Origin of the sequence: Segnochrobactrum spirostomi (assembly GCF_009600605.1) — a bacterium.
GTDB lineage: Bacteria > Pseudomonadota > Alphaproteobacteria > Rhizobiales > Segnochrobactraceae > Segnochrobactrum > Segnochrobactrum spirostomi.
Genome location: NZ_VWNA01000003.1, coordinates 445,390 through 466,315 on the forward strand (window position 1 = coordinate 445,390; position 20,926 = coordinate 466,315).

Genomic DNA, 20,926 nt, shown 5'->3' on the forward strand with positions numbered 1-20,926 from the left:
ATCAAAGGCGGAACGCGGCGCGGATCGGGCCGCCGCCCGCACCCCGCAGGCGAAGCCTCTCGGAGCCGCCCACATGGATTTCGTCTTCGCCACGAAGGTGTTCGCCGCGCTGTTCGCGATCATGAACCCGATCGCCAACCTGCCGATCTTCCTCTCGCTGACGAGCGACATGAACCTCGTCGATCAGCGCCGCACGGCGGTCCTCGTCACGCTGACGGTGGCGGTCGGGTGCGCCATCTCGGCCGCGGCGGGCGCCGCGATCCTGTCCTTCTTCGGCATCGACGTGGAGCACTTCCGCCTCGCTGGCGGCCTGATCGTGCTCCTCATCGCGCTCTCGATGCTCCATGGCTCAGAGAGCACGACCCATGGCGGCACCAGCGTCGAGAAGGCCGGCTGGCAGAGCGTCGAGAATGTCGCGTTCTATCCGCTCGCGATCCCGATCCTGCTCGGACCGGGCACGATCTCGACGCTCGTCATCTTTGCGCAGCAGGCCGGCGGTGCCGCGCAGATCACCGGCTTGAGCGCCGGGGTCGCGGTCTTCGTCGTGATCCTCGGCGCGACCCTGATATCGGGTCCGTTCCTCGCCCATTATCTCTCGGCGACGGTGATGAGCGTCACCAAGCGGCTGATGGGCATGGTGCTCGCCGCGATCGCCATGGAGATGATCATCGGCAGCCTGCGCGCGCTGCTGCCGGGGATCGCCTGAGCGCCGCGCCGTTCACACCATTTCGCGGACGCCCGACATGGTGATGAAGCCCGGCAAGGCGTGGAGGCGGCGCGACCAGGTCAGCAGGCGAGGGAACTCCTCCATGCCGAGACCGAAATCGGCGGCGAGCGCCACAGTCGGGAAGATCGCGAGATCGGCGAGCGTCGCCTGATCGCCGACGAAGAAGCGCGCGCCCCGCAAGGTCTGGCGCACAAGGTGGCCTTCCAGCAGGCGGAAGGCGGTCCGCGCCGTGGCGTAAGGGTCGGCGAAGGCCGACGCCGCCCCGAACAGGGACTTGAGGCGCGCCGCCTCGGCGGCCCTGAGGTCGCCCGCGGCGAAGAACAGCCAATCGAGCACCGCGGCGCGCGCGCCGCCGTCGCCCGGCAGGAAGCGGCCGGCCGGGTCGTGGCGCTCGGCGAGGTGGATCAGGATCGCCTCGGGCCGGGTCAGGACCGTGTCGCCGTCGATGAGCACCGGCACGGTACCGGCCGGGCTCAGCGCCCGAAAGGCCGGCGCGTCGGCACCGGCGCCGGGCAGCATCGCCACGGTGCGGCTCTCGTAGGGGAGCCCGAGAAGGCTCAGGAGCAGCCGCACCTTGTAGGCGTCGGCGAGGAGATCGTGGTTATAGAGAACGAGAGCCATCGCCGCCTCACGCGTCCGCATATTCGTGGACGCCGAATTTCAGCCCCTTGTCCTTGAGCCAGCGCCGATAGGCGACCGAGGACAGGTCCGCCCGGGTCGGGATCTCCGCGCGGGCATCGAGGGGCAGGCGCCGCGGCCGCTGATTTTCCAGGATGATCCGATCCTGGAGGAAGATACGCTGCTGGAACATGACGATGTCCTCGTCCGCGTTGACGTGGTCGATCACCACCATCAGCGGATAGGCGATCGAGCGGTCGCTCTCGACGGGCTGGATCAGCAGCGCGATCGCGTCGAACCGGCCCGGCGCGGCGGGACAGGTCTTGTAGAGCATCACGTTAAAGGGCGAGGGCACCCGGTAGACATAGTGGCTCATCTGCCCGCTCTTCGAGGTGAGCGCGGCGAGCGGTTGCCAGAACTTGCAGTTCGTCGCCCACACCTCGTCCACGTCGGTGCGGATCTCGGCCTGATAATGCTCGACCTCCGGATGGTCGACCGCGCCCAGGATGTCGGTGTGGACGAACGGGAAATGCGCCATGTCGAGGAAGTTCTCGACGAGGCGGAGCCCCGAGGCGCCGACCTCCACCGTGCCGCAGGTGATGGAGCGCCGATCCGGCTCGTCGGCCTCGGGGAGATCGAAGACGTCGCGGACGGGCGTGCCGAGGCTGGTCCACAGGAAGCCGTAACGCTCGGTGACGGGGCACGCGCGGCCGTCCTCGGGTCCGCCGGCGATCGCGGCCCGCGCCGTGCCGTCGGCGTCCCGGGAGAGCACGAGGTCCTGGCCGAGCAGCCGCGTGCGGGCGGAGGCGCCGGGCGCGAGGTCCGCGGCGATCCCCACCACATACCAGGCGTCGAGGGCGACACGATCGTTCGTCATGGCCATGGAATCACTCCGCGGCAGCGAGAAGGGGGATTTCGAGGCGGCGGCGCACGTCCTCCGCCCACAGGCAGGCCGCGATCGCGTCGCCGCCGTCGGCCACCGCCACATGCAGGCGTGCCCGGCCGGGCAGCACCGGCTGGACCGCGGCGAAGCGGCCCGCGGCGTCATCCAGCGCGGCCGCGACGCTCGCGGCGTCCCGGTCGATGGTGACGCTGATGGCGCCGGTCCAGGCGCCGTCCGGGGCGGGCGGCGTGCCGGCGGCGTCGCCGAGCGCGAGCCAGATCAGCCCGGCCGCCTCGATCACCGGATAGGTCGTCGCCGTGATGGTGCGCGGCGGCACGAGATCGGGATGCGCCGGAATGCCGATGCAGCCGCCGTCGGCGCCGTAACGCCAGCCGTGATAGAGGCAGGAAAGGCTCTCGCCGCGCACGAAGCCGAGGGAGAGCCGCATGCCGCGATGCGGGCAGCGATCGACCCACGCCTGCAGGACGCCGCTCTCGGTGCGCCACAGCACGATCTCGCGACCGCCGACGATCGCCGGAACGGCGACGCCCGGCTCGACGTCGCGGCCGAGCGCGACCGCGATCCAGCCGGGGCCGAGATCCATCGGCGGATGATCCCCATAAGCGTTCGTCATGGCCTCGGGTCTTCTCCTCTTGCGGCGGGCCTTCGCCCGGCCGCCACGGTGCATGCCTTATGCCACGGGCCATCAAAGATCGAGCACGAGCCGATCCGTGAGGGCGCGCGAACAGCACGGCGTCATGAGTGTGTTGCCGACGCGCTCGGCCGGCGAGAGATAATGATCCCTGTGATCCGGCACGCCGCCGAGGACCGGTGTGACGCAGACGCCGCAGAGGCCCTGTTCGCACGACCAATCCATCGGAAGGCCGGACTCGATCAGAACGGAGAGCAGGCTGCGGTCCGCCGGCACCGGGATCGACCGCCCCGACCGGGCGAGATCGCAGATGAACGGCCGATCGCCGGCTTCCGCTTCGGGGGGCGAGAAGCTTTCGGTGTGGATCGCCCCCTCCGGCAGCCGCATACGCAGCGCCGCGACGGCGGCCTCCATGAAGCCGCGGGGGCCGCAGACATAAGCGTGGGTCCCCGGCGGTTGCGCGGCCGCCAGCGCCGCGAGATCGAGGCGCGACGAGGGCTCGTCGTCGAGGTGGACGTGAAGGCGCGTGCCGGCGAGCTGCTCCGCCTCGTCGCGGAGGGGTGCCGCGGCAGCGGAGCGGAAGAAGGCGTGCAGGGCGAAGGGACGCCCGATCGCCGTCAAGCGGGCGGCCATGGCGAGGAGGGGCGTGATGCCGATGCCGCCGGCGAGCAGCAGCGTGTGCGGCGCGCCCTCGTCGAGCGGGAAGGCGTTGCGGGGCAAGCCGACGGTGACGGCGCCTCCCTCCGGCAGACCCCCGTGCACGGCTTTCGAGCCGCCGCGGCCGCTCGGTTCGAGCAGCACCGCGATGCGATAGAGGCGGCTATCGGCCGGGTCGCCCCACAGCGAATAGCAGCGCGTCACGCCGGGCGCGACGTGGACGTCGAGATGGGCGCCGGCGGTGAAGGCCGGCAGCGGCGCGCCGTCCGGGGCAGCGAGGTCGAGGGCGACGACGCGTTCGGCGATGTCACGCCGCCGCACGATTTTCAGACTCAGGAGCTCCGGGCTGCTCATGGCGGCGAACCGCTCCGTCACGACGACAGCGGCGCGCCGAGGCCGAACTTCGAGACCAGCGCGCGGCGATATTCGATGGAGAAGCGGTCGGCCGGAATGTGGATCTCGTCGCGCAGGTCGAGGGGCAGATCCTCGGGGCGCTGCTCCTCCACCATCGGCTTATCCTCGGCGTTGATGACGAGCGCATCGTGCGTCCACAGCGCCGGGTCGGGGTCGCCGGTCGTGTCGGTGACCACCTGGAAGATGCGCGTCTCGCGGGCCGAGACCGGGCATACGGTGTCGGCGAAAAAGTGCACGAAATCAGAATCCTGCGGATCGACCTTGATAAGGGTCGAGAACGGGAAGGTGAGCTCGTAATGGTAGACGACGGGCCGCCGCTCCGCCGTCACGCCGTCGGGGAAACGGTTGCCGCCTTCGAGATAAGGGATCGCGAAGGCGAGGCCGCCCTCGGTGTGTTTGACGTCGTAGTGCGGCGCGGCCCAATCGGTGTCGCCGCCGAAGCTGCCCGGATGCACCCACGGGAAATGGGCGATGTCGTTGAAGTTCTCGACATGCCGGCTCGCCGCGGCCTTCCAGGTGTCGACCGGCATATGGAGCTTCTTGAACGCCGGATTCTCGATGCCTTCCCAGCGCGGCAGCGGCCAGATCGGCGTGCCCGCGAGGCACGCCCAGACGATGCCGTAGCGCTCCTCGGAGAGCACCGTCTGGAGCCGCAGCTTCGGCGGGATCGGCGCGGTCTGATCGGCGAGCGAGGGGATCTTCCGGCAGGCCCCGGTGCCGTCGAAGGCGAGGCCGTGCATCGGGCAGACCAGCCGGTCGCCGTCGAGGAAGCCGCGCGAGATCCGGGTGCCGCGGTGCGGACAGAGATCGCGGGCGACGGTGATCCCCGTGGTCGTGCGGTAGAGCACGAGATCGACATCGAGCAGGCGCGCCGCGACGGGCTTGTCCGCCACCTCGTGGGCGAAGGCGACCGGGTGCCAGAAGCGCGCGAGCACCAGCCAGTCGCTTTCGCGGAACGAACAGTCGCGTGGCAAGGGCGTCGCCGTCTTGGAATGGTCGCTCGGCAAAAACATCAGATTGGTCCCGGCGGGGCGGGGAGGTCGCCCGTTGCCCGGATCTTACGGCGACCTTGGAATTGGAGGAATGCTCAGAACTTCGCAAGACATGTCTGGGATTAAGATCGAACGTCACCAAACGTGGTGCCGGGAGAGGTGACCGCACGTCCGCAAGGGAGCCGCCCTGCTTAATCGTTGCGGCCGAGGAGATCGACCAGGAGGGCGACTTCCGGTCTCCCCAGCCGCGAGCGCGGAACGAAGGCGCAATAGGCGTAGCCGAGGCGAGCGGAGAACGGGGACAAGGCGATCAATCGCCCGGCTTCGAGGCCGCCTCGCGCGAGGACCCGCTGGCCGAGGGCGACGCCGAGCCCCAGTTGCGCCGCCGAAATGGCGAGGCTCGACAGCCCGACGCGGCGACCGAGCGACGGATCGAGACGGCGCGCGCTGCCCTGCTGGGCGAACCATTCCGACCATGTCGGGTGCGAGGCGTAGTTCGGGCCCCAATCGGTATGGATGAAATGGCTCTGATGGAGGCTTGTGAGGCCGCCTGCTTCCTGGCCGTACCGACGCCAGAAGCCCGGCGAACACACGGGAAGAACCTCGTCGTGAACGAGCGGAATGACCGAAACGCCGGAATAATGATAGTCGCCGTAGCTGATCCTGAGGTCGATATGGCGGCGCATCAGGTCGACGGGATCGTCTTCCACCCGAATATCGATCGCTATGTGCGGATAGGTTTCCATCAGACCTTGCAGGCGCGGCGCCAGCCAGTGCTCGGCGAGCGAGAACGGAACGCTGACGACGAGCTTCGTGCGCAGTTCCCCTTCGAGGAGACGCGCGGACACGGAGGCGATCTCGCCGAGCGCCCGCGATACCTGCGGATAGATGGCCTGGCCGGCGTCGGTGAGGGTGATGCGGTTGCCGTTTCGCACGAAGAGCTGCTTGCCGAAATGCGCTTCGAGATTGCGGATCTGTTGGCTCACGGCGGCCGAGGAGACGCCGAGCTCGGCCGCCGCGAGCGTGAATTGACCCGTCCGGGCGGCGACTTCGAACGCCTTCACGGCATTGAGGGGCGGGAGCGGGTTCACGGGAGGCCTCCGAAAGATTTTCTTTCGCAAGCCTAATAATTTCCGGCGTTGAGGAGAAGGTTTTTTCGGGGCTGTCTAGACCGCAGACCAGGAGCCCCTCATGCGCGACATCGCCACCCTCATCGACCTCGACACGTATCCGCTCGACCGCAAGGACAGCCCGGAATGGCAGGCACTCGTGGCCTCCTCCAAGGCCGCGCTCGCCGCCGACGGCATGTTCAATCTCAAAAATTTCCTGCGCCCCGGCGTCGCCGCCGAGGCCGCGGCGGAGATCGCCCCGGTGATGGGCACCGTCTCCCACACTCACAAGCGGGTCCACAACATCTACTTCAAGCCGGAGATTCCCGAGCTCGCCCCGGATCACCCGGCGCTGCGGAAGGTGGAGACCGTCAGCCACACCCTGTGCGCCGACCAGATCGCTCGGAGCATCGTGCTCGCGATCTACGATTATGCGCCGCTCGTCCGCTTCCTCGCCGCGACGATGGACAAGCCGATGCTGCATCCGATGGCCGACCCGCTGGCGCGCGCCAACGTCATGTCGTACCGCGCCGGCGAAGCGCTCAATTGGCATTTCGACCGGTCCGAGTTCACCACGACGTTGCTTCTCCAGGCGCCCGAGGCCGGCGGCGAGTTCGAGTACCGCACCGATCTGCGCAGTGACGACGATCCGAACTTCGACGGCGTCGCGCGCCTTCTGCGCGGCGAAGATCCCGAGGCGCGCATCCTGAGGCTCCGGCCCGGCACCCTCAATGTCTTCCGCGGCAAGAACACCGCCCATCGCGTCACCCCGGTACAGGGCGGTCGCGACCGCATGATCGCAGTGTTCTCCTATTACGAAAGACCGGGGGTGACGTTCACCGCCGAAGAACGGCTCGGCTTCTACGGCCGCGCCGCCTGATTACCAGAGGGGCAAAAGCCCCCGTTCACGCGCGGCTTACAGGCGCGCCTTCCAGACCTTCCACACGGGAACACACCTATGAAGCATCTCTTCGCCGCCCTCGTCGGCGTGGGCCTCGCCCTCGCAGCTCCATCCGCCGCCGAGGCAAAGGACTGGCAGACGGTCACGATCGCCACCGAGGGGGCTTACGAGCCCTGGAATCTGACGAAGCCCGACGGAACCCTCGACGGCTTCGAGATCGATCTCGGCAAGGATCTCTGCGCCCGGATGCACCTGACCTGCACCTTCGTCGCGCAGTCGTGGGACGGCATGATCGCCGGCCTCAACGCCGGCAAGTTCGACATTCTCATGGACGGAATCGCGATCACCGACGATCGCAGCAAGGTCGTCGACTTCTCCAAACCCTATGCGTCGACGCCGGGCGGCTTCGCCGGTCTGAAGGACGGGCCGCTCGCGACGATGGCGGGCACCGGTACCCAGGTCGTGTTGACCGGCGACAAGACCCACGACAAGCCGGTCATCGATGCGTTCCGGGCCGCTCTGAAGGGAAAGCGGATCGGTATTCAGGCATCGACGAGCTTCACCAAGTTCGTGGAGGACAATTTCGGCGACGTCGCCGAGGTCGTGGAATACAAGACCGCCCCCGAACATGATCTCGACGTCACGGCCGGACGCGTCGACGTCGCCTTCGACGACGTCACCTATTTCGTGTCGGCGTTCTCGAAGCCGGAGAACAGCGACATGATGCTGGTCGGCCCGAAGATTGCGGGACCGATCTGGGGGCCGGGCGAGGCGGCCGCGTTCCGCAAGTCGGACCCGGAGCTGCGCGCCAAATTCGACGAGGCGCTCGCCGCCGCGCTGGCCGACGGTACCGTCAAGACGCTCAGCCTGAAGTGGTTCAAGCTCGACGTGACGCCGGTCGGCGGCTGACGCGCGTCACGCGCCCAAGCGCCGGCGCCCCCGTCAGAAATGACGGGCGGGGCGAGGCCGGCTTCGACGGTGGAGGGGAGATATCCGCCCTTGCGGCGCAGGTCGCGCGGCGCGAGGCCGGTCGTCTTCTTGATCTCGCGGGAGAGATGGAACGGTGATTTGTAGCCGCATTGGTCGGCGATCTCGGCGAGCGTCAGCCCGGAGCGCTGCACGAGATTGATCGCCTTGGCGGTCCGCAACTCCCAGACATAGCGCATCGGCGTCCGCCCGAGCTGGCGGCGGAAGGCGGTGACGAGGTGTTCCGGCGTCACGCCGGCGGCCGCCGCGAGATCGGCGAGATCGCAGGCACCGCTATAGAAGCGTTCGGCATATGCGCGCGCCCGCTGCACGGCGGCGTTCGGGGCGCCGGTGCCGCCGAGGCCGAGATCGAGCGCGAAGGCGGCGAACACCGCCTCGCCGAGCGCGTTGCGCAGCCGGTTCAGAGCCGGTTCCTCCGCATAGCCGAGATCGAGGCCGGTCCGCATCAAGCCGGCGACGCGCTCGCCGAGCGGCAGGGACGCGGCCGACGGCAGGCCGATCGCGGCCGGCCCCGCCGGCAGGCTCGGGAGAAGGGTCTCGCACCAGGCGACCCTGGTCGAGAGGCCGGCCGGATAGAGGATCGAGATCTCCCGCGCGTTGACGTAGCAGCCGACCTCTCCAGCCCCGAGCCCATGGCGGGCACCGTCGACGCCGATCTCCGCGCGGCCCTCGTGGATCAGCAGCAGGGTCGCGTAGGGGCTCGCCAGCGGGCCGTAGAGGCCGCCGTTCGGATAAAGCGCCTCGCCGAAGGAGAAGCCGAGATTGGACGGGAGCGCGCTGACCATGTTCTATGGGCCGAACCATCGGGAGAGGCCATGCAGATCGGCAATCACTCTATGTCGGTTCGCCTCGTCTTCCGAGGCGACAATCTCGGCGCCGCCTTCGCCGATTTCGCGACCGAGCGGCTCGCGCGCTTCGCCCTCGAGGGACGCGTCGTCGAGACCGGGGCCGAGGCGGTGACGGTCGAAGCCGCCGGCCATCACGCCCTGGTCGACATGCTCGAAATCTGCTGCTCGGTCGGCCCGCTTCAGGCCGTGGTGCGCGAGGTGCGCCGCGAGCCGGTCTGATCCGCTCGGCGCACTCCGAACACGAAAAAGGCGGCGCCCCGAGGAGCGCCGCCCGATAGTGTCGGAGCCGAATGGCCCGGGATCAGAAGCGGATGCGGCCGAGGCTCTCGCGCACCGCGATGGCAAGCGCCGCCTTCACGGCATCGCCGAGCAGGAACGGCACGAGGCCGAGGCTCACCGCCTTCGCGACGTCGCCGCCCATCATGTAAGCGAGCCAGCCGAGGCCGAGGACGTAGAGCGCCACGGTGCCGGCGATCACGGCGAGCGCCGAACGCAGCACGCCGGCCGAGCCCTCGGCCACCGCACCCGCCACGACTGCGGCGGCGACGAAGCCGGCGATGTAGCCGATGGTGAAGGGCTTCGCGAGGAGCACGGCGAAGTTGGCGCCGCCGGCGAAGACCGGCAGGCCGATCACGCCCTCGAACACGTAGGCCGCTAGGGTGAAGAAGGCGAGGCGCGGCCCGTAGAGCATGCCGATCGCGAGCACCGCGAAGGTCTGCATGGTCATCGGCACCGGGATCATCGGCACCTGGATCTGCGCGGCGGCGGCGATCAGGGCCGAGCCCAGCACCACGGCGACGGCCTGGGTGGCGAGGCGCGAGGACTTGAGGGAGCGGCTGAACGCCAGCGACGAAAGAGACATCGGTCCATTCCTTCTCGAATGAGCGCGCCCATCCCCAGGGGAGACGGACGCCGCAGAATCAGGCGCCGAGCGCCGCGGCGAGTTCGGCGAGCTTGGCGGCCCGCGCGCGGCGGGCGGCGAGCGCGCCGTCCATATCGATCTTCTCGAACCGGGCGGGCTGATGGGGCTGCAACTGCCCGATCAGGTCCATGTCCGCCGAGACGACCGTTCCGATCATGAAATAACCGCCTCCGGAGACGGCGTCACGATGCAGAACGATCGGTTCGGTGCCGCCCGGCACCTGAATCGATCCATAGGGATAGCAGCTGTCCACGATATTGGAAGGGTCGGATCCCGCGCCGAACGGCTGTTTACGGGGGACGAACTCGAGCGGGCGGCCGCCGCGGAAGCGATAGCCGATACGGTCCGCCTCGGGCGCGACCTTCCAGGTATCCTCGAAGAAGCGCAGCGCCGCCTCGTCGGTGATGCGGTGCCAATAGAGCCCGGGCAGCACCCGAAGCACCGGCGCCTTGGCGTGCACGGCGCGCAGCGACTCCGGTGCCGCGGCCCCGGGCGCGACCGCCCGCTTCGGCGCGCCGACGGGAAGCACGTCGTCCGCCTTGAGCGGGCGACCTTCATGGCCGCCGAGGGCGCCGAGTACGTAGGTCGAGCGCGAACCGAGGACCAAAGGCACGTCGATGCCGCCGGCGATCGCGATATAGGCGCGTGCGCCGGCCTTGAGGAAGCCGAAGCTCAGCACCTGACCGGCCTTGACCGGGATCGCGCTCCAGGTTGGCTGCTCGACGCCGTCGATCTTCGGCGGCAGCTCCGCGCCGGTGACGGCGATGAGGGCATCCGCGGTGAAGCGGATCTCCGGCCCCATGAACACCGCCTCGAGAACCGCATCGCCCTCGTCGTTGCCGACGAGAAGGTTCGCCGCGGCGAGGGAATAGCGGTCCATGCCGCCGGAGAGCGGGATGCCGAGATGATAATAGCCGGGGCGGCCGAGATCCTGGACGCTGGTGGAAAGGCCCGGCTTGATGATCTCAAGCGCCATAGAGCACCTCCAGGAGCTGAGCGTTGGTGGCGGCGGGGGCGGCCTGGAAGTCGGCGAGCGAGAAGGTGACGTCGCGGATGAGCGGCGCGAACTTGCCCTTGTCGACCTCCTCCACGGCCGTGTCGTAGCCGGCGCGATCGACCGGCTTGAACTTCACGATGTCGCCCGGTCGGAAGAAGATCATGAACTCACGGAGATAGCTGATCTCTTGGCGGGGGTCGTAGATCGGCATCGGCGTGATGCCGAACATCTGGTAGCCGCCGGCGCCGCGCACCGAATAGATGCAGCCGAAGCAGCCGCCGTGGCCGACCGTCAGCTTCGGGGTGTCGGTGCGCGGGCGCAGATATTTCGGCACCTCGATCTGCTTCTGCCGTTCCACCATCTGGTACATGAACGGCAGCCCGGCGACGAAGCCGACCATAGAGACGAACCAGGGCGAGCCGGAATGGGCGGCGACGAACGCCTCGACCGAGGCATAGTCGTTGATCCGCGCGGCATAATCGAGATCGGTGCCGTTCGGGTCCTGATGGCGCTCGCGGAAGCGCATCAGGGTCTCGTGGGTCCACGGATCGCCGTAGAAGACCGGGATCTCGATGATCCGGGTGCGGATCGTCGAGCTCGCGCCGTCGGCCGCGCTTTCGAGCCGCTTCAGTTCGGCGAGCAGGTCGTCCGGCGCGATCAGGTCCGGGTCGAACTTGATCTGGAACGAGGCGTTGGCGGGACAGATCTCCGTCACGCCCTTGATCCGGCTGTCGCGGACCGCGTTCGTCATCGACAGGCTTTTGAAGAAGGCCTCGAGCGACATCTCCTCGTCGACCTCGACGAAAATGTGCTCGTCGCCCCCGAAGGAATATCTCGTCTTCATCGCGATCTATGCGCTCCGCCGGTGAGAAGGTTTCGGGTCAGAGGGTTTCAGGACGCCGGATTGTCGATGGGGTGGGTTTCAAGCCAGCTTTCGAGCCAGCGGGTGTGGAAGGCGCCGGCCTGGACCTCGGCGTCGGCGGCGAGCGCCTTGTGCAGCGGCGTGGTGGTCGGCAGCCCGGAGACCTCAAGCTCGCCGAGGGCGCGCGACAGTCGGGCGATCGCACCGGCCCGCGTCTCGTCCCAGACGATCAGCTTGCCGAGCAGGCTGTCGTAGAAGGGCGGGACCGAATAACCGGGATAGAGCATGGAATCGAAGCGCACGCCCATGCCGCCCGGTACCCTGAGACCGGTGATTGTGCCGGGCGCGGGCAGGAAGTTCTTCGCCGCATCCTCGGCGTTGATGCGCACCTCGATGGCGTGGCCCTTGAGCCGCACGTCGGCCTGGGAATAGGCGAGGGGATTGCCGGCGGCGATGCGGATCATCTCGCGGACGAGATCGATGCCGGTGATCATCTCCGAGACGGGATGCTCGACCTGGATGCGGGTGTTCATTTCGATGAAGAAGAACTCGCCGGTCGCAGCGTCGTAGAGATATTCGAGCGTGCCGGCGCCGCGATAGCCGACGCTCTCGGCAAGGCGGACGGCCGAGGCGCACAGCGCCTCGCGCACCTCCGGCGTGAGGCAGGCGGCCGGCGCCTCCTCCCAGACCTTCTGGCGGCGGCGCTGGAGCGAGCATTCCCGCTCGTAGGTGTGGATCGCCCGCGTGCCGTCGCCGAGGATCTGCACTTCGACATGGCGGGCGGTGCCGACGAAGCGTTCGAGATAGAGCCCGCCGTCGCCGAAGGCGGCGAGCGCCTCGGCGCTCGCCTGGGGGATCAGGGTCGCGAGCTCGCCGGCATCCTGCGCGACGCGGATGCCGCGGCCGCCGCCGCCGGCGGAAGCCTTGATCATCACCGGGTAGCCGATCGTCTCGGCGACCGCGAGCGCGGCCTCGACGCCGTCGACGCGACCTTCGGAGCCGGGCACCGTCGGCACGCCGGCCGCCGCGGCCATGGCGCGCGCCGTCGCCTTGTCGCCCATGGCGCGGATCGTCTCGGCCTTCGGGCCGATGAAGACGAGCCCGGCCTGTTCCACCTTCTCGGCGAAGGCGGCGTTCTCGGACAGGAAACCGTAGCCCGGATGGATGGCGTCGGCGCCGCTCTCGATCGCGCCGCGCAGCACCGCATCCATGTCGAGATAGGACTTTCGGGCATGCGCCGGCCCGATTTCGACGACCTCGTCGGCGAGCCGGGCGGCGAGCATGTCGCGGTCGGCGGCGCTCACCGCCTGCACCGTGGCGATCCCGAGTTCCCGGGCGGCGCGGATGATGCGGACCGCGATCTCGCCGCGGTTCGCCACGAAGATCTTGGTAACGGGCATTCCGCTCAGGCCTCGAGGTCGTAGAGCGGCTCGCCGGCCATCACCGGGTCCTCGTTCTCGACATAGAACTTGACGATGCGCCCGGCCTCTTCGGCGACGATCGGCGTGAAGGACTTCATCACCTCGATCAGCCCCACCGTCTCGCCCACCGCGACGGTGTCGCCGTCGGCCTTGTAGGCCGGCTGGTCCGGGGCGGGCTTGCGGTAGAACGTTCCCGGGATCGGCGCCTGGATCGTCTTGACGGCCATCGGTCTGGTCTCCTTCGGAAGGCGGGGCGCGGCATTACCGCGCCGATCGTTATTAGGAGCGGTGCGCTCCGCTCAGTTCGGCAGCAGGCCCTCGGCGACGAGCGTGTCGCGCAGGGTCTGCGCCAGTTCATGGGCGCCCGGCGTGTCGGAATGGACGCAGATGGTCTCCGCACGGACGCGGATGTCGCGGCCGCCGATGGAGCGCACGAGGCCCTCGCGCAGCGCGCGGACGCCACGTGCCGCCGCTTCGGCCGGATCGACCGCTTCGTGCTCCCGCGTGATGATGAGCGAGCCGTCGTCGGCATAATCGAGATCGACGTAGAACTCGGCCATGAAGCGGTGGCCGCGTGCGGTGTAGACCCGCTCGTGCTCGGTCTCGATCATGCCGAGAAGCGGCACCTTGAAGATGTCGGCAGCGTCGCAAACCGCATGGGCGATCTCCGGATTGCGGGCGGCCATACCGTAGAGCGAGCCGTGCGGCTTGATGTGGTTGAGGCTCATGCCCTCGGCCTGCAGGAAGCCCTGCAAGGCGCCGATCTGGTAGATCAGGCAGTTCGCGAGTTCCTCCCGCGAGATCTTCATTTCGCGGCGGCCGAAGCCCTGCCGGTCGGGCAGGGAGGGGTGCGCGCCGACCGCCACGCCGTGGCGCTTGGCGAGCGCCACAGTCCGGCGCATGTGGTTGAAGTCGGAGGCGTGGAAGCCGCAGGCGACGTTCGCGATGTGGATCGCCGGCATGATGCGGTCGTCGTCGCCGAGCCGCCAGATGCCGAAGCTTTCGCCCATGTCGCAGTTCAGCAGCGTCATCATTCATCCTCGCCCTGCGTGCGGGCACGACCGCGGACGCCAGGTCTCGTGGCCGCCCGCGTGGGCCGGCGGCGCTTTCATCGGTTCATGAAGGAGGCGAACGCGAGAGGGTGCGCGAACCGCCGATCCGAAAAGCTTCGCCGGAAACGAAGCCTCTGTAAAATCGTCAAAAATGGAGGCCGGTATCAGTTTGACCGATATCGCCCGCCCGCTCTCGGCGCCGATCATTTCGTCGCCTCCGGCGCGCGCACGATCGGCTCCGCCGCAAGCGCGAACGAGAGCAGATCCTCGTCGGCACCGGGCACGCCGGTGACGAGGAAGCCGGCGGGCAATCCCGCATGGTCGGTGCCGCAGGGCAGCGACACGCCGCACACGTCGAGGAAATTGCCGAGCATCGTGTTGCGCAGCGTCAGCACGTTCGTCGCGACGAAGAGGTCGTCGTCCGCTTCGAGCGCCGCGATCGGCGGGGCGACATGGGGCACGGTCGGATAGACGAGGAACGCGCCGGCGAAGGTCCGCCGGAAGGTCTCCACGATGCGGCGGCGGGCGGCGAGGAGGGCGATGTAGCCCGGCATCGTGATGTTGGCCCCGAGGCCCGCCCGGGCCACGACACGGCGGTCCATGCCGGCGGCGGCAGGGCCTTGGAGGAACGGCATCAGGTGCGCATAGGCTTCCGCAGTCACCAGCGGGCCATGCTCGGCATAGAGGGCGAGGATCTCGTCGAAGGCCGGGATCGCCTGCCGGCGGATCACGGCGCCGGCCGCTTCGAGGCGCGCGATCGCCGCGTCGAAGGCCGCCACGATCTCGGGCTCGGCGCGATCGAACACGACGTTGGTCGGCACCACGAGGGTCGCGCCCGCCACGGTGCCGCGGACGACCGGCGAGGCGACGCGGCCGAGCATCGCCGCATCCACGGCGACGGCGTCCTCGACCGTGCGGGCGAATACGCCGAGGGAATCGAGGCTGGTAGCGAGCGGATAGACGCCTTCCATCGGGTGGCGGCCACTGGTCGCCTTGAAGCCGACGATGCCGTTGAAGGCGGCCGGGATGCGCACCGAGCCGCCGGTGTCGGTGCCGATCGAAATCGGCACGATCCCGGCCGCGACCGCGACCGCCGATCCGGACGACGAGCCGCCGGGGATGCGCGGTGCGTTGGCGGAATGGGGATTGGCCGGCGTGCCGTAATGGGGATTGAGCCCGAGCCCGGAGAAGGCGAACTCCGTCATGTTGACCCGGCCGACGGAGACCATGCCGGCGCTCTTCAGCCGCGCGACGACGGCGGCGTCGGCCGTGGCCGGGGCGGCATCGGCCAGGATCTTCGAGCCGGCGGTGGTGGCGAGGCCTTCGAGATCGAACAGATCCTTCCAGGCGAGGGGGACGCCGTCGAGAGGGCCGCGGGCGCGGCCGGCGCGGATGCGGCGCGAGGCCTCCCGCGCTTCCGTCAGCGCGCGGCCCGCGGTCACCCGGGTGAAGATCGCCGGGTCCGCGGTTTCGATCGCCGCCAGAACCATCTCGGCCGCATGCTCCGCGTCGAGCAGGCCGGACTGGATCAGCGAGCCGATCTGGAGGGCGGAAAGTCCACGGATATCGATATGGGTCATGACGCCCCTCCGCCTCTCGATCGGCATAGGAATTTATTGCCATTCGATACCAAGTCGGTTTCGAATGGTCTCATAACAACATGAATTGACACGACTTTATTTTGTCGCTCTAGTCGCTCCGTCCGCCGGTGGGAAGGGGCGCGCACTGCGCGCTTTCGCCGTCGGAACAAGGTCGTCGGTTCGGATCGAATCGTAAAATGGTATTTCTCGGCGGCGCGTATCAGATTTTCTGATATCGAAGCGCCCGCCGCCTCTGCGAGGTGCGCGCGCCCTTGTCGGTATCGCTGAAACAGATCCGCTACTTCATCGCCGCCGCGGATTCCGGCCAGATTTCGCATGCCGCGGTCGAACTCAACGTCTCCCAATCGGCGGTGACGGGGGCGATCCAGCAGCTCGAGGGCGTGCTCGGGGTACGCCTGTTCGACCGCCACCCGAACGGCGTGACGCTGACGCCGGAGGGAAGCCGCTTCCTGCTCCACGGCCGCAACGTGCTCGCGGCGCTCGAAGAGGCAATGCGGGTGTCGCGCTCGTCGACCGCGACGGCGTCGGGCACCGTGCGCGTCGGCGTCAGCTACACGGTCGCCGGCTATTTCCTGCCGCGCCACCACGCCCGCTTCGCCCGCACCTTTCCCGGCGTCACGCTCGATCTCTACGAGGCGTCCCGCAGCGTCATCGAGCAGGCGCTCACCGATGGCGCGCTCGACATCGCCGTGATGCTCGTCTCGAACCTCTCCGCTGCGGACAAGCTGCAATCCGAGACGCTCTTTCGCTCGCGCCGCCGGCTCTGGACGCCAGTCGATCATCCCCTCCTGCGCCAGGAGGAGGTCGGCCTCGGCGACGTCGCCAAGCACCCTTACGTGATGCTCACGGTCGACGAGGCGAGCCACACCGCGGGCCGCTATTGGGCGCGCACCGAGTTCCGCCCCAACGTCATCTTCCGCACCTCGTCCGTCGAGGCGGTGCGCAGCATGGTCGCCGCAGGCATGGGGATCACCATCCTGTCGGACATGGTCTTTCGCCCCTGGTCGCTGGAGGGTCAGCGGATCGAGACACGGCTCCTCGCCGACGACGTGCCGAGCATGGATGTCGGCCTCGCCTGGCGTCGCGGCGCGGTGCTGAGCCCCGCCGCCCAGGCCTTCCACGATTTCCTCTGCTTCGCCTTCAACGGCGCCGGCAGCAATCCCATGAACACCTGAAAGGTCAATAGGATGTCCGACTCCGTTGTGAAGATGCTCGAGGCGTTCTCGGCGGCCTGGAACGCCCACGATCTCGACACTCTGATGGCGCTCTCGACCGATGATTGCGAGTTCTGGGCGTCGGCCGGCCCGGATGAGCTCGGCACCCGGTATGTCGGCCAGCAAGCGGTCGCCGGCGCCTACCGGGCGCTGTTCGATTTCTATCCGGACGCGCAGTGGACCAAGGGGCGGCTGACGCTGCTGGGTCCCGACCGCGCCTTGTCCGAATGGACCTTCGTCGGCACCACACTGGACGGCAAGCGGGTCGAGGTGCTCGGCCTCGACGTGCTCGATCTCGTCGGCGAGAAGGTGCGCATCAAGAATTCGTACCGGAAGAACCGGACCGCCTGAGCGGACATCCGCGACCTTCAGCGGGCGACGAAGCGGGCCCATCGGCGCACCAGATAATTGTGCTCGTCCATCGTGGTGTTCCACACCGCGATGGAACTCGCCCGCTGCCAATAGGAGCCGCCGGCCCGGACCGAACCGGCCTTGACGCCGATCGTGCCGTCGGGGCCGGGCAGGTCGGTCGCGGTCGGCTCGCCGTCGTACCAGTAGGCCCACTCGTCCGGCGTGAGATGGGGGCGGACCCTGTCGGGTATCGACATATAATAGCCCTGCCGGGCGACCACCGCGCCGGCATAGCCCTCGAGCCACCAGTTCAGATAATCGTAGGCCGCATCCCGCAGCCGCTCCGGCAGGCGGCTCGACAGGCAGAGGCCACCGTGCCAGGCGCGATAGCCCTCCGCCGGCACCGCCTCTTCGACCGGAACGCCACGGCGGCGCAGGGCCGCGAGGCCGGGCGACCACATCGATTGGATGACGGTCTCGCCGGCCGCCATCATGTCGGCGGCTTCCGCGGCGGTGCGCCAGAAGCGGTGGAAATGGCCGTCGCGCCGCCGCTCTTCGAGGAGCGTGATGAGCGCGTCGATCTCGCCAATCGACATGTTGCCGATGTCGCGGAAGGTGATGTCGCCGCGCGCCTGGGCGGCGAGCGCCGCGTCGAAGATGCCGATCGCCGGCTCGTCCACGAGTGCGGCCCGCCCGGCCCAATGCTCGTCGAACAGCGCGCCCCAGGAGCCGATCCGCTCGGCGCTGCCGTTCACGATGTCCGGGCGGAAGGCGAAGCTGTCGAAATTGTGCACCGTCGGCAGCATCGAGATCCAGCGCGAGCGCTGGGCGCCGAGCGATTGGCTCGGCTGCACATAGAGCTTCGTCACCGGCGCATCGCCGTGGCCGAACGAGGCGTTGGGGCCGATGCGGCCGGTCTTGGTGAGGTCGGTCACCTCGTCCCAGCGCCGGATGCGCTCGAGATCGATCGGCTGGATCGCCCGCCAGAACCACACGATGTCGAGGTTGTGGAAGCACTGGTCGTAGAGGTCGTAGGTCTCGGGCTGCGTCGCCGCCTTCCGCTGCGCGCTCAGGAAATCGAGGTTCTCGAACGCGATGGTGATGCCGAGATCGGCCTCGGCCTGCTTCTGGATCTCCGGCAGGGCGGTGATCTCGGTGCCGAGGATGCGCAGATGCGGCCGCCCGGCCGTGTGGACGGCGGGCGCTGCGGGGCGCGGACTCTGCGTCGTTTTCTTCATGGAGCGGTGACGCCGGGCCGGCGTGTCCGTGGAGGAGAGATGGTCGGGCGTCTAGTCCGGTTCAGGGTCGGGTGCAACCGGTGCGGCGAAAGCGGGATCATGGCGCCGGCACCGCGGGTGCGCCGAGCCGGCCATAGGCCGCGAGCGAGCGCTTGATGAGGTCCGGATCGAGACCGTCGACGATGAAGACCAGGCGGGAGCGGCGGTCCGCGCTCGGCCACGCACTCATGTGAACGGGCGGGTGGACGAGGTGCTGGACGCCGTGGATGGCGACCGGCCGGTCCTCGCCGGCAAGCGAGAGGATGCCCTTTACCCGCAGCACCCGCTCGCCGTGGCGGTTGAGCAGCATGCTCAGCCAGATGCCGAAGGCGGTCCAATCGAGCGGTTCGTCCACGACGACGGAGAACGAGCGGATGCGGCCGAGATGATCGTTGCGGTCGAGCGAGCCGTGGACGTGGTCGTGGGCGGCCGGCGCATCGTCGCCGTCGGCCTTGAAGGTGTCGGAGAACCAGGCCCTGGCGGAGGGTAGGGCACCGTCGCAGCTCTCGTCGCGGCCGGAACCGAACAGCGTCTCGGCGCCAACGGCGTCCTCCGCCCGCTGCACGATCGCCGAGGGATTGAGGGCCTTGAGGCGCGCCAGCACCCGCGCGGTTCGAACCTCATCGGCGAGGTCGGTCTTGGTCACCACGATGCGGTCGGCCGCCGTCGCCTGACGCACGGATTCCGGATGACGCTCGATCTGCGACAGGCCGTTGACCGCATCGACCGTCGTCACCACTGCGCCGGCGCGGAAATGGTGGCGGATCACCGGATCGGCCTTCAGCGTCGTCAGCACCGGAAAGGGATCGGCGAGGCCGGTGCTCTCGATAATTACGCGGCGGAACGGCGGCACCAGGCCGCGTTCGCGCCGGGAGTGGAGATTCCGCAGCGCGGTCGAAAGGTCGCTGCGGATCGTGCAGCACAGACAACCCGACTGGAGCAGCACCATATTGTCGTCGAGCCGATCGAGCAGGTGATGGTCGAGGCCGACCTCGCCGAATTCGTTGATGAGCACCGCCGTGTCCGAAAGCGCCGGATCGGCGAGCAGCCGTGCGAGCAGCGTCGTCTTGCCGGAGCCGAGAAAGCCGGTGAGCAGGTTGACCGGCGTGAAGGCGGGCAGCGCATCAGCCATGGCGGGCTTCCATGGCGGCAATGATTGCGGGGTCGAGCGGATCGCAGGGGCGGCCGATGAGACGCTCCGCCGCCGCCCACAGGTGGCCGAGGTCCTCGACGATCTCGGTCTTTCCGGTGCGGGTCGACAGCAGGAACGAGGTCGATTGCCAATCCGACAGCGTCAGGGCGAACGGTGCCAAGGCGGCATTGGCGAGGCGCACGCGGTTCTGCCGCTCGCGCAGACGATCGAGCCGGTCGCCGTTGCGCGTGAAGACGCCCGGGCGCGCGATCGCGTCCGCCCAATGCTCGTTGCCGCCGAGAACCCCGCAGAGGGAGCACATGCACTGGTCTCCGAACCGGCCCGCCGCGGCGGCGCACGGCCCGAAGCGCCGAGGCGCTCCGGACCATTTCCGGTCAGCTCTTCTTATTTTTGGCGCGGGAAGCGGCGGGCGAAATCGTCCGCCATCTCGTTCATGGTGACGAACTTGACGCCGGGATGCTTGATCATGTGCGCATAAAGGCGCTCGAGCATCATCAGCACCTGCGGCCGACCCGCCACGTCCGGATGGATGGTGATCGGGAACACGGCGTAGTCCATCTCGCGATAGACCCAGTCGAACTGGTCGCGCCAGAGCTGCTCGATATCGTGCGGATTGACGAAGCCGTGGCTGTTCGGCGACTTCTTGATGAACATCATCGGCGGAAGGTCGTCGAGATACCAGGAGGCCGGGATCTCGATGAGGTCGGTTTCCTCGCCGCGCTTCAGCGGGACCATCCAGTCTTCGGGCTTCCGCGAATAATCGATCTTCGTCCAGCTATCGCCGACCCGCACATAATAGGGCGTGAAGTCGTTGTGCATCAGCGAGTGGTCGTACTTGATGCCGCGCTCGAGCAGGAGCTCGTTGGTGACGGTCGAGAACTCCCACCACGGCGCGACGTAGCCGGTCGGCCGCTTGCCGGAGAGCTTCGTCACGAGGTCGATGCACTTGTCGAGCACCGCCGTCTCCTGCTCGCGGGTCATCGCGATCGGGTTCTCGTGGGTGTAGCCGTGGATGCCGATCTCGTGGCCGGCTTCGGCGACGGCCTTCATCTGGTCGGGGAAGGTCTCGATCGAGTGGCCGGGGATGAACCACGTCGTCTTGATGCCGAACCGCTCGAACAGCTTGAGGAGCCGCAGCGAGCCGACCTCGCCGGCGAACAGACCGCGGGAGATGTCGTCGGGCGAATCCTCGCCGCCGTAGGAGCCGATCCAGCCCGCCACCGCATCGACGTCGATGCCGAAGCCGCACAGAATTTCCTTGGCCATTTTCTTGTCTCCGGTTGTCGCG

General features: G+C 68.3%; 23 protein-coding genes and 1 pseudogene. 6 read left to right on the plus strand and 18 right to left on the minus strand.

Annotated features, from left to right (window positions below):
- Positions 1 to 73: 73 nt before the first annotated feature.
- Positions 74 to 706 (plus strand): MarC family protein, encoded by a 633-nt coding sequence (locus F0357_RS22155; RefSeq protein WP_153490224.1) that lies wholly within the window; start codon positions 74 to 76, stop codon positions 704 to 706.
- 12 nt (positions 707 to 718) lie between these two features.
- Here F0357_RS22155 and F0357_RS22160 read toward each other — a convergent pair whose 3' ends face one another.
- The 6 genes from F0357_RS22160 to F0357_RS22185 form a co-directional block, all read right to left on the minus strand.
- Positions 719 to 1,348 (minus strand): glutathione S-transferase family protein, encoded by a 630-nt coding sequence (locus F0357_RS22160; protein WP_208948541.1) that lies wholly within the window; start codon positions 1,346 to 1,348, stop codon positions 719 to 721.
- A gap of 7 nt (positions 1,349 to 1,355) precedes the next feature.
- Entirely contained in the window at positions 1,356 to 2,228 is an 873-nt protein-coding gene (locus tag F0357_RS22165) for an aromatic ring-hydroxylating dioxygenase subunit alpha (RefSeq protein WP_208948542.1), read from the minus strand.
- 4 nt (positions 2,229 to 2,232) lie between these two features.
- The gene (locus F0357_RS22170; RefSeq protein WP_246161852.1) at positions 2,233 to 2,862 is read right to left on the minus strand and encodes a Rieske 2Fe-2S domain-containing protein; all 630 of its coding nucleotides are present in this window, start codon (positions 2,860 to 2,862) and stop codon (positions 2,233 to 2,235) included.
- A 72-nt stretch (positions 2,863 to 2,934) separates the two neighbouring features.
- Entirely contained in the window at positions 2,935 to 3,891 is a 957-nt protein-coding gene (locus tag F0357_RS22175; RefSeq protein ID WP_153490239.1) for a PDR/VanB family oxidoreductase, read from the minus strand.
- A 17-nt stretch (positions 3,892 to 3,908) separates the two neighbouring features.
- A complete protein-coding gene (locus F0357_RS22180) occupies positions 3,909 to 4,964 on the minus strand; it encodes an aromatic ring-hydroxylating oxygenase subunit alpha (protein ID WP_153490241.1) in 1,056 nt (351 codons plus the stop codon).
- Between the two features lie 170 nt (positions 4,965 to 5,134).
- Complete coding sequence (locus tag F0357_RS22185) at positions 5,135 to 6,034, minus strand: LysR substrate-binding domain-containing protein (protein ID WP_312861786.1); 900 nt, start codon at positions 6,032 to 6,034, stop codon at positions 5,135 to 5,137.
- A gap of 100 nt (positions 6,035 to 6,134) precedes the next feature.
- Between F0357_RS22185 and F0357_RS22190 the strand changes: the two genes are divergently transcribed.
- Positions 6,135 to 6,932, plus strand: coding sequence for a HalD/BesD family halogenase (locus F0357_RS22190; protein ID WP_153490245.1), 798 nt, complete (start codon positions 6,135 to 6,137; stop codon positions 6,930 to 6,932).
- 78 nt (positions 6,933 to 7,010) lie between these two features.
- Positions 7,011 to 7,862: a transporter substrate-binding domain-containing protein gene (locus F0357_RS22195; RefSeq protein ID WP_153490248.1), complete on the plus strand. Its 852-nt coding sequence runs from the start codon at positions 7,011 to 7,013 to the stop codon at positions 7,860 to 7,862.
- A 104-nt stretch (positions 7,863 to 7,966) separates the two neighbouring features.
- Here the strand turns inward: F0357_RS22195 and F0357_RS25365 are convergent.
- A pseudogene (locus F0357_RS25365) lies at positions 7,967 to 8,725 on the minus strand (helix-turn-helix transcriptional regulator); the annotation flags it as partial.
- 30 nt (positions 8,726 to 8,755) lie between these two features.
- Between F0357_RS25365 and F0357_RS22205 the strand changes: the two are divergent.
- On the plus strand, positions 8,756 to 9,007 hold the full coding sequence (locus F0357_RS22205; RefSeq protein WP_153490252.1) for a hypothetical protein: 252 nt from the start codon (positions 8,756 to 8,758) through the stop codon (positions 9,005 to 9,007).
- Between the two features lie 82 nt (positions 9,008 to 9,089).
- On the opposite strand, the gene F0357_RS22210 is transcribed toward F0357_RS22205, so the two are convergent.
- The 7 genes from F0357_RS22210 to F0357_RS22240 all read right to left on the minus strand — a co-directional run bounded on the left by F0357_RS22210 (position 9,090) and on the right by F0357_RS22240 (position 15,622).
- The gene (locus tag F0357_RS22210) at positions 9,090 to 9,650 is read right to left on the minus strand and encodes a biotin transporter BioY (RefSeq protein WP_153490255.1); all 561 of its coding nucleotides are present in this window, start codon (positions 9,648 to 9,650) and stop codon (positions 9,090 to 9,092) included.
- A gap of 58 nt (positions 9,651 to 9,708) precedes the next feature.
- Positions 9,709 to 10,686, minus strand: a complete 978-nt coding sequence (locus F0357_RS22215; RefSeq protein ID WP_153490265.1) for a 5-oxoprolinase subunit C family protein — start codon at positions 10,684 to 10,686, stop codon at positions 9,709 to 9,711.
- Positions 10,676 to 11,551 (minus strand): 5-oxoprolinase subunit B family protein, encoded by an 876-nt coding sequence (locus F0357_RS22220; RefSeq protein WP_153490269.1) that lies wholly within the window; start codon positions 11,549 to 11,551, stop codon positions 10,676 to 10,678. Before F0357_RS22220 ends, F0357_RS22215 begins: the two co-directional genes overlap by 11 nt.
- 47 nt (positions 11,552 to 11,598) lie before the next feature.
- Positions 11,599 to 12,969: an acetyl-CoA carboxylase biotin carboxylase subunit gene (locus F0357_RS22225; RefSeq protein WP_153490273.1), complete on the minus strand. Its 1,371-nt coding sequence runs from the start codon at positions 12,967 to 12,969 to the stop codon at positions 11,599 to 11,601.
- A 5-nt stretch (positions 12,970 to 12,974) separates the two neighbouring features.
- The gene (locus tag F0357_RS22230; RefSeq protein ID WP_153490277.1) at positions 12,975 to 13,217 is read right to left on the minus strand and encodes an acetyl-CoA carboxylase; all 243 of its coding nucleotides are present in this window, start codon (positions 13,215 to 13,217) and stop codon (positions 12,975 to 12,977) included.
- Between the two features lie 72 nt (positions 13,218 to 13,289).
- Positions 13,290 to 14,024 (minus strand): LamB/YcsF family protein, encoded by a 735-nt coding sequence (locus tag F0357_RS22235; protein ID WP_153490282.1) that lies wholly within the window; start codon positions 14,022 to 14,024, stop codon positions 13,290 to 13,292.
- Positions 14,025 to 14,245: 221 nt separating this feature from the next.
- Positions 14,246 to 15,622: an amidase gene (locus F0357_RS22240; RefSeq protein ID WP_153490293.1), complete on the minus strand. Its 1,377-nt coding sequence runs from the start codon at positions 15,620 to 15,622 to the stop codon at positions 14,246 to 14,248.
- Positions 15,623 to 15,894: 272 nt separating this feature from the next.
- Between F0357_RS22240 and F0357_RS22245 the strand changes: the two genes are divergently transcribed.
- Together F0357_RS22245 and F0357_RS22250 are read left to right on the plus strand one after the other, a co-directional pair.
- Entirely contained in the window at positions 15,895 to 16,818 is a 924-nt protein-coding gene (locus tag F0357_RS22245; RefSeq protein ID WP_153490297.1) for a LysR family transcriptional regulator, read from the plus strand.
- A 12-nt stretch (positions 16,819 to 16,830) separates the two neighbouring features.
- On the plus strand, positions 16,831 to 17,208 hold the full coding sequence (locus tag F0357_RS22250; RefSeq protein WP_153490301.1) for a nuclear transport factor 2 family protein: 378 nt from the start codon (positions 16,831 to 16,833) through the stop codon (positions 17,206 to 17,208).
- Positions 17,209 to 17,225: 17 nt separating this feature from the next.
- On the opposite strand, the gene F0357_RS22255 is transcribed toward F0357_RS22250, so the two are convergent.
- The 4 genes from F0357_RS22255 to F0357_RS22270 form a co-directional block, all read right to left on the minus strand.
- Positions 17,226 to 18,446, minus strand: coding sequence for an ABC transporter substrate-binding protein (locus tag F0357_RS22255; protein WP_153490304.1), 1,221 nt, complete (start codon positions 18,444 to 18,446; stop codon positions 17,226 to 17,228).
- A 97-nt stretch (positions 18,447 to 18,543) separates the two neighbouring features.
- Positions 18,544 to 19,617 (minus strand): CobW family GTP-binding protein, encoded by a 1,074-nt coding sequence (locus F0357_RS22260; protein ID WP_153490307.1) that lies wholly within the window; start codon positions 19,615 to 19,617, stop codon positions 18,544 to 18,546.
- Positions 19,610 to 19,939 carry a hypothetical protein gene (locus F0357_RS22265; protein WP_153490311.1) on the minus strand — a complete coding sequence of 110 codons (330 nt, stop codon included), beginning with the start codon at positions 19,937 to 19,939 and terminating at the stop codon, positions 19,610 to 19,612. Before F0357_RS22265 ends, F0357_RS22260 begins: the two co-directional genes overlap by 8 nt.
- A gap of 83 nt (positions 19,940 to 20,022) precedes the next feature.
- Positions 20,023 to 20,904, minus strand: a complete 882-nt coding sequence (locus tag F0357_RS22270) for a polysaccharide deacetylase family protein (RefSeq protein ID WP_153490314.1) — start codon at positions 20,902 to 20,904, stop codon at positions 20,023 to 20,025.
- Positions 20,905 to 20,926 lie beyond the last annotated feature (22 nt).

Bases quoted from the DNA above. Each gene is read 5' to 3' on its own strand.
- F0357_RS22155 (WP_153490224.1), top strand. From the start codon at position 74: ATGGATTTCGTCTTCGCCACGAAGGTGTTCGCCGCGCTGTTCGCGATC.
- F0357_RS22160 (WP_208948541.1), bottom strand. From the start codon at position 1,348: ATGGCTCTCGTTCTCTATAACCACGATCTCCTCGCCGACGCCTACAAG.
- F0357_RS22165 (WP_208948542.1), bottom strand. From the start codon at position 2,228: ATGGCCATGACGAACGATCGTGTCGCCCTCGACGCCTGGTATGTGGTG.
- F0357_RS22170 (WP_246161852.1), bottom strand. From the start codon at position 2,862: ATGACGAACGCTTATGGGGATCATCCGCCGATGGATCTCGGCCCCGGC.
- F0357_RS22175 (WP_153490239.1), bottom strand. From the start codon at position 3,891: ATGAGCAGCCCGGAGCTCCTGAGTCTGAAAATCGTGCGGCGGCGTGAC.
- F0357_RS22180 (WP_153490241.1), bottom strand. From the start codon at position 4,964: ATGTTTTTGCCGAGCGACCATTCCAAGACGGCGACGCCCTTGCCACGC.
- F0357_RS22190 (WP_153490245.1), top strand. From the start codon at position 6,135: ATGCGCGACATCGCCACCCTCATCGACCTCGACACGTATCCGCTCGAC.
- F0357_RS22195 (WP_153490248.1), top strand. From the start codon at position 7,011: ATGAAGCATCTCTTCGCCGCCCTCGTCGGCGTGGGCCTCGCCCTCGCA.
- F0357_RS22205 (WP_153490252.1), top strand. From the start codon at position 8,756: ATGCAGATCGGCAATCACTCTATGTCGGTTCGCCTCGTCTTCCGAGGC.
- F0357_RS22210 (WP_153490255.1), bottom strand. From the start codon at position 9,650: ATGTCTCTTTCGTCGCTGGCGTTCAGCCGCTCCCTCAAGTCCTCGCGC.
- F0357_RS22215 (WP_153490265.1), bottom strand. From the start codon at position 10,686: ATGGCGCTTGAGATCATCAAGCCGGGCCTTTCCACCAGCGTCCAGGAT.
- F0357_RS22220 (WP_153490269.1), bottom strand. From the start codon at position 11,551: ATGAAGACGAGATATTCCTTCGGGGGCGACGAGCACATTTTCGTCGAG.
- F0357_RS22225 (WP_153490273.1), bottom strand. From the start codon at position 12,969: ATGCCCGTTACCAAGATCTTCGTGGCGAACCGCGGCGAGATCGCGGTC.
- F0357_RS22230 (WP_153490277.1), bottom strand. From the start codon at position 13,217: ATGGCCGTCAAGACGATCCAGGCGCCGATCCCGGGAACGTTCTACCGC.
- F0357_RS22235 (WP_153490282.1), bottom strand. From the start codon at position 14,024: ATGATGACGCTGCTGAACTGCGACATGGGCGAAAGCTTCGGCATCTGG.
- F0357_RS22240 (WP_153490293.1), bottom strand. From the start codon at position 15,622: ATGACCCATATCGATATCCGTGGACTTTCCGCCCTCCAGATCGGCTCG.
- F0357_RS22250 (WP_153490301.1), top strand. From the start codon at position 16,831: ATGTCCGACTCCGTTGTGAAGATGCTCGAGGCGTTCTCGGCGGCCTGG.
- F0357_RS22255 (WP_153490304.1), bottom strand. From the start codon at position 18,446: ATGAAGAAAACGACGCAGAGTCCGCGCCCCGCAGCGCCCGCCGTCCAC.
- F0357_RS22260 (WP_153490307.1), bottom strand. From the start codon at position 19,617: ATGGCTGATGCGCTGCCCGCCTTCACGCCGGTCAACCTGCTCACCGGC.
- F0357_RS22265 (WP_153490311.1), bottom strand. From the start codon at position 19,939: ATGTGCTCCCTCTGCGGGGTTCTCGGCGGCAACGAGCATTGGGCGGAC.
- F0357_RS22270 (WP_153490314.1), bottom strand. From the start codon at position 20,904: ATGGCCAAGGAAATTCTGTGCGGCTTCGGCATCGACGTCGATGCGGTG.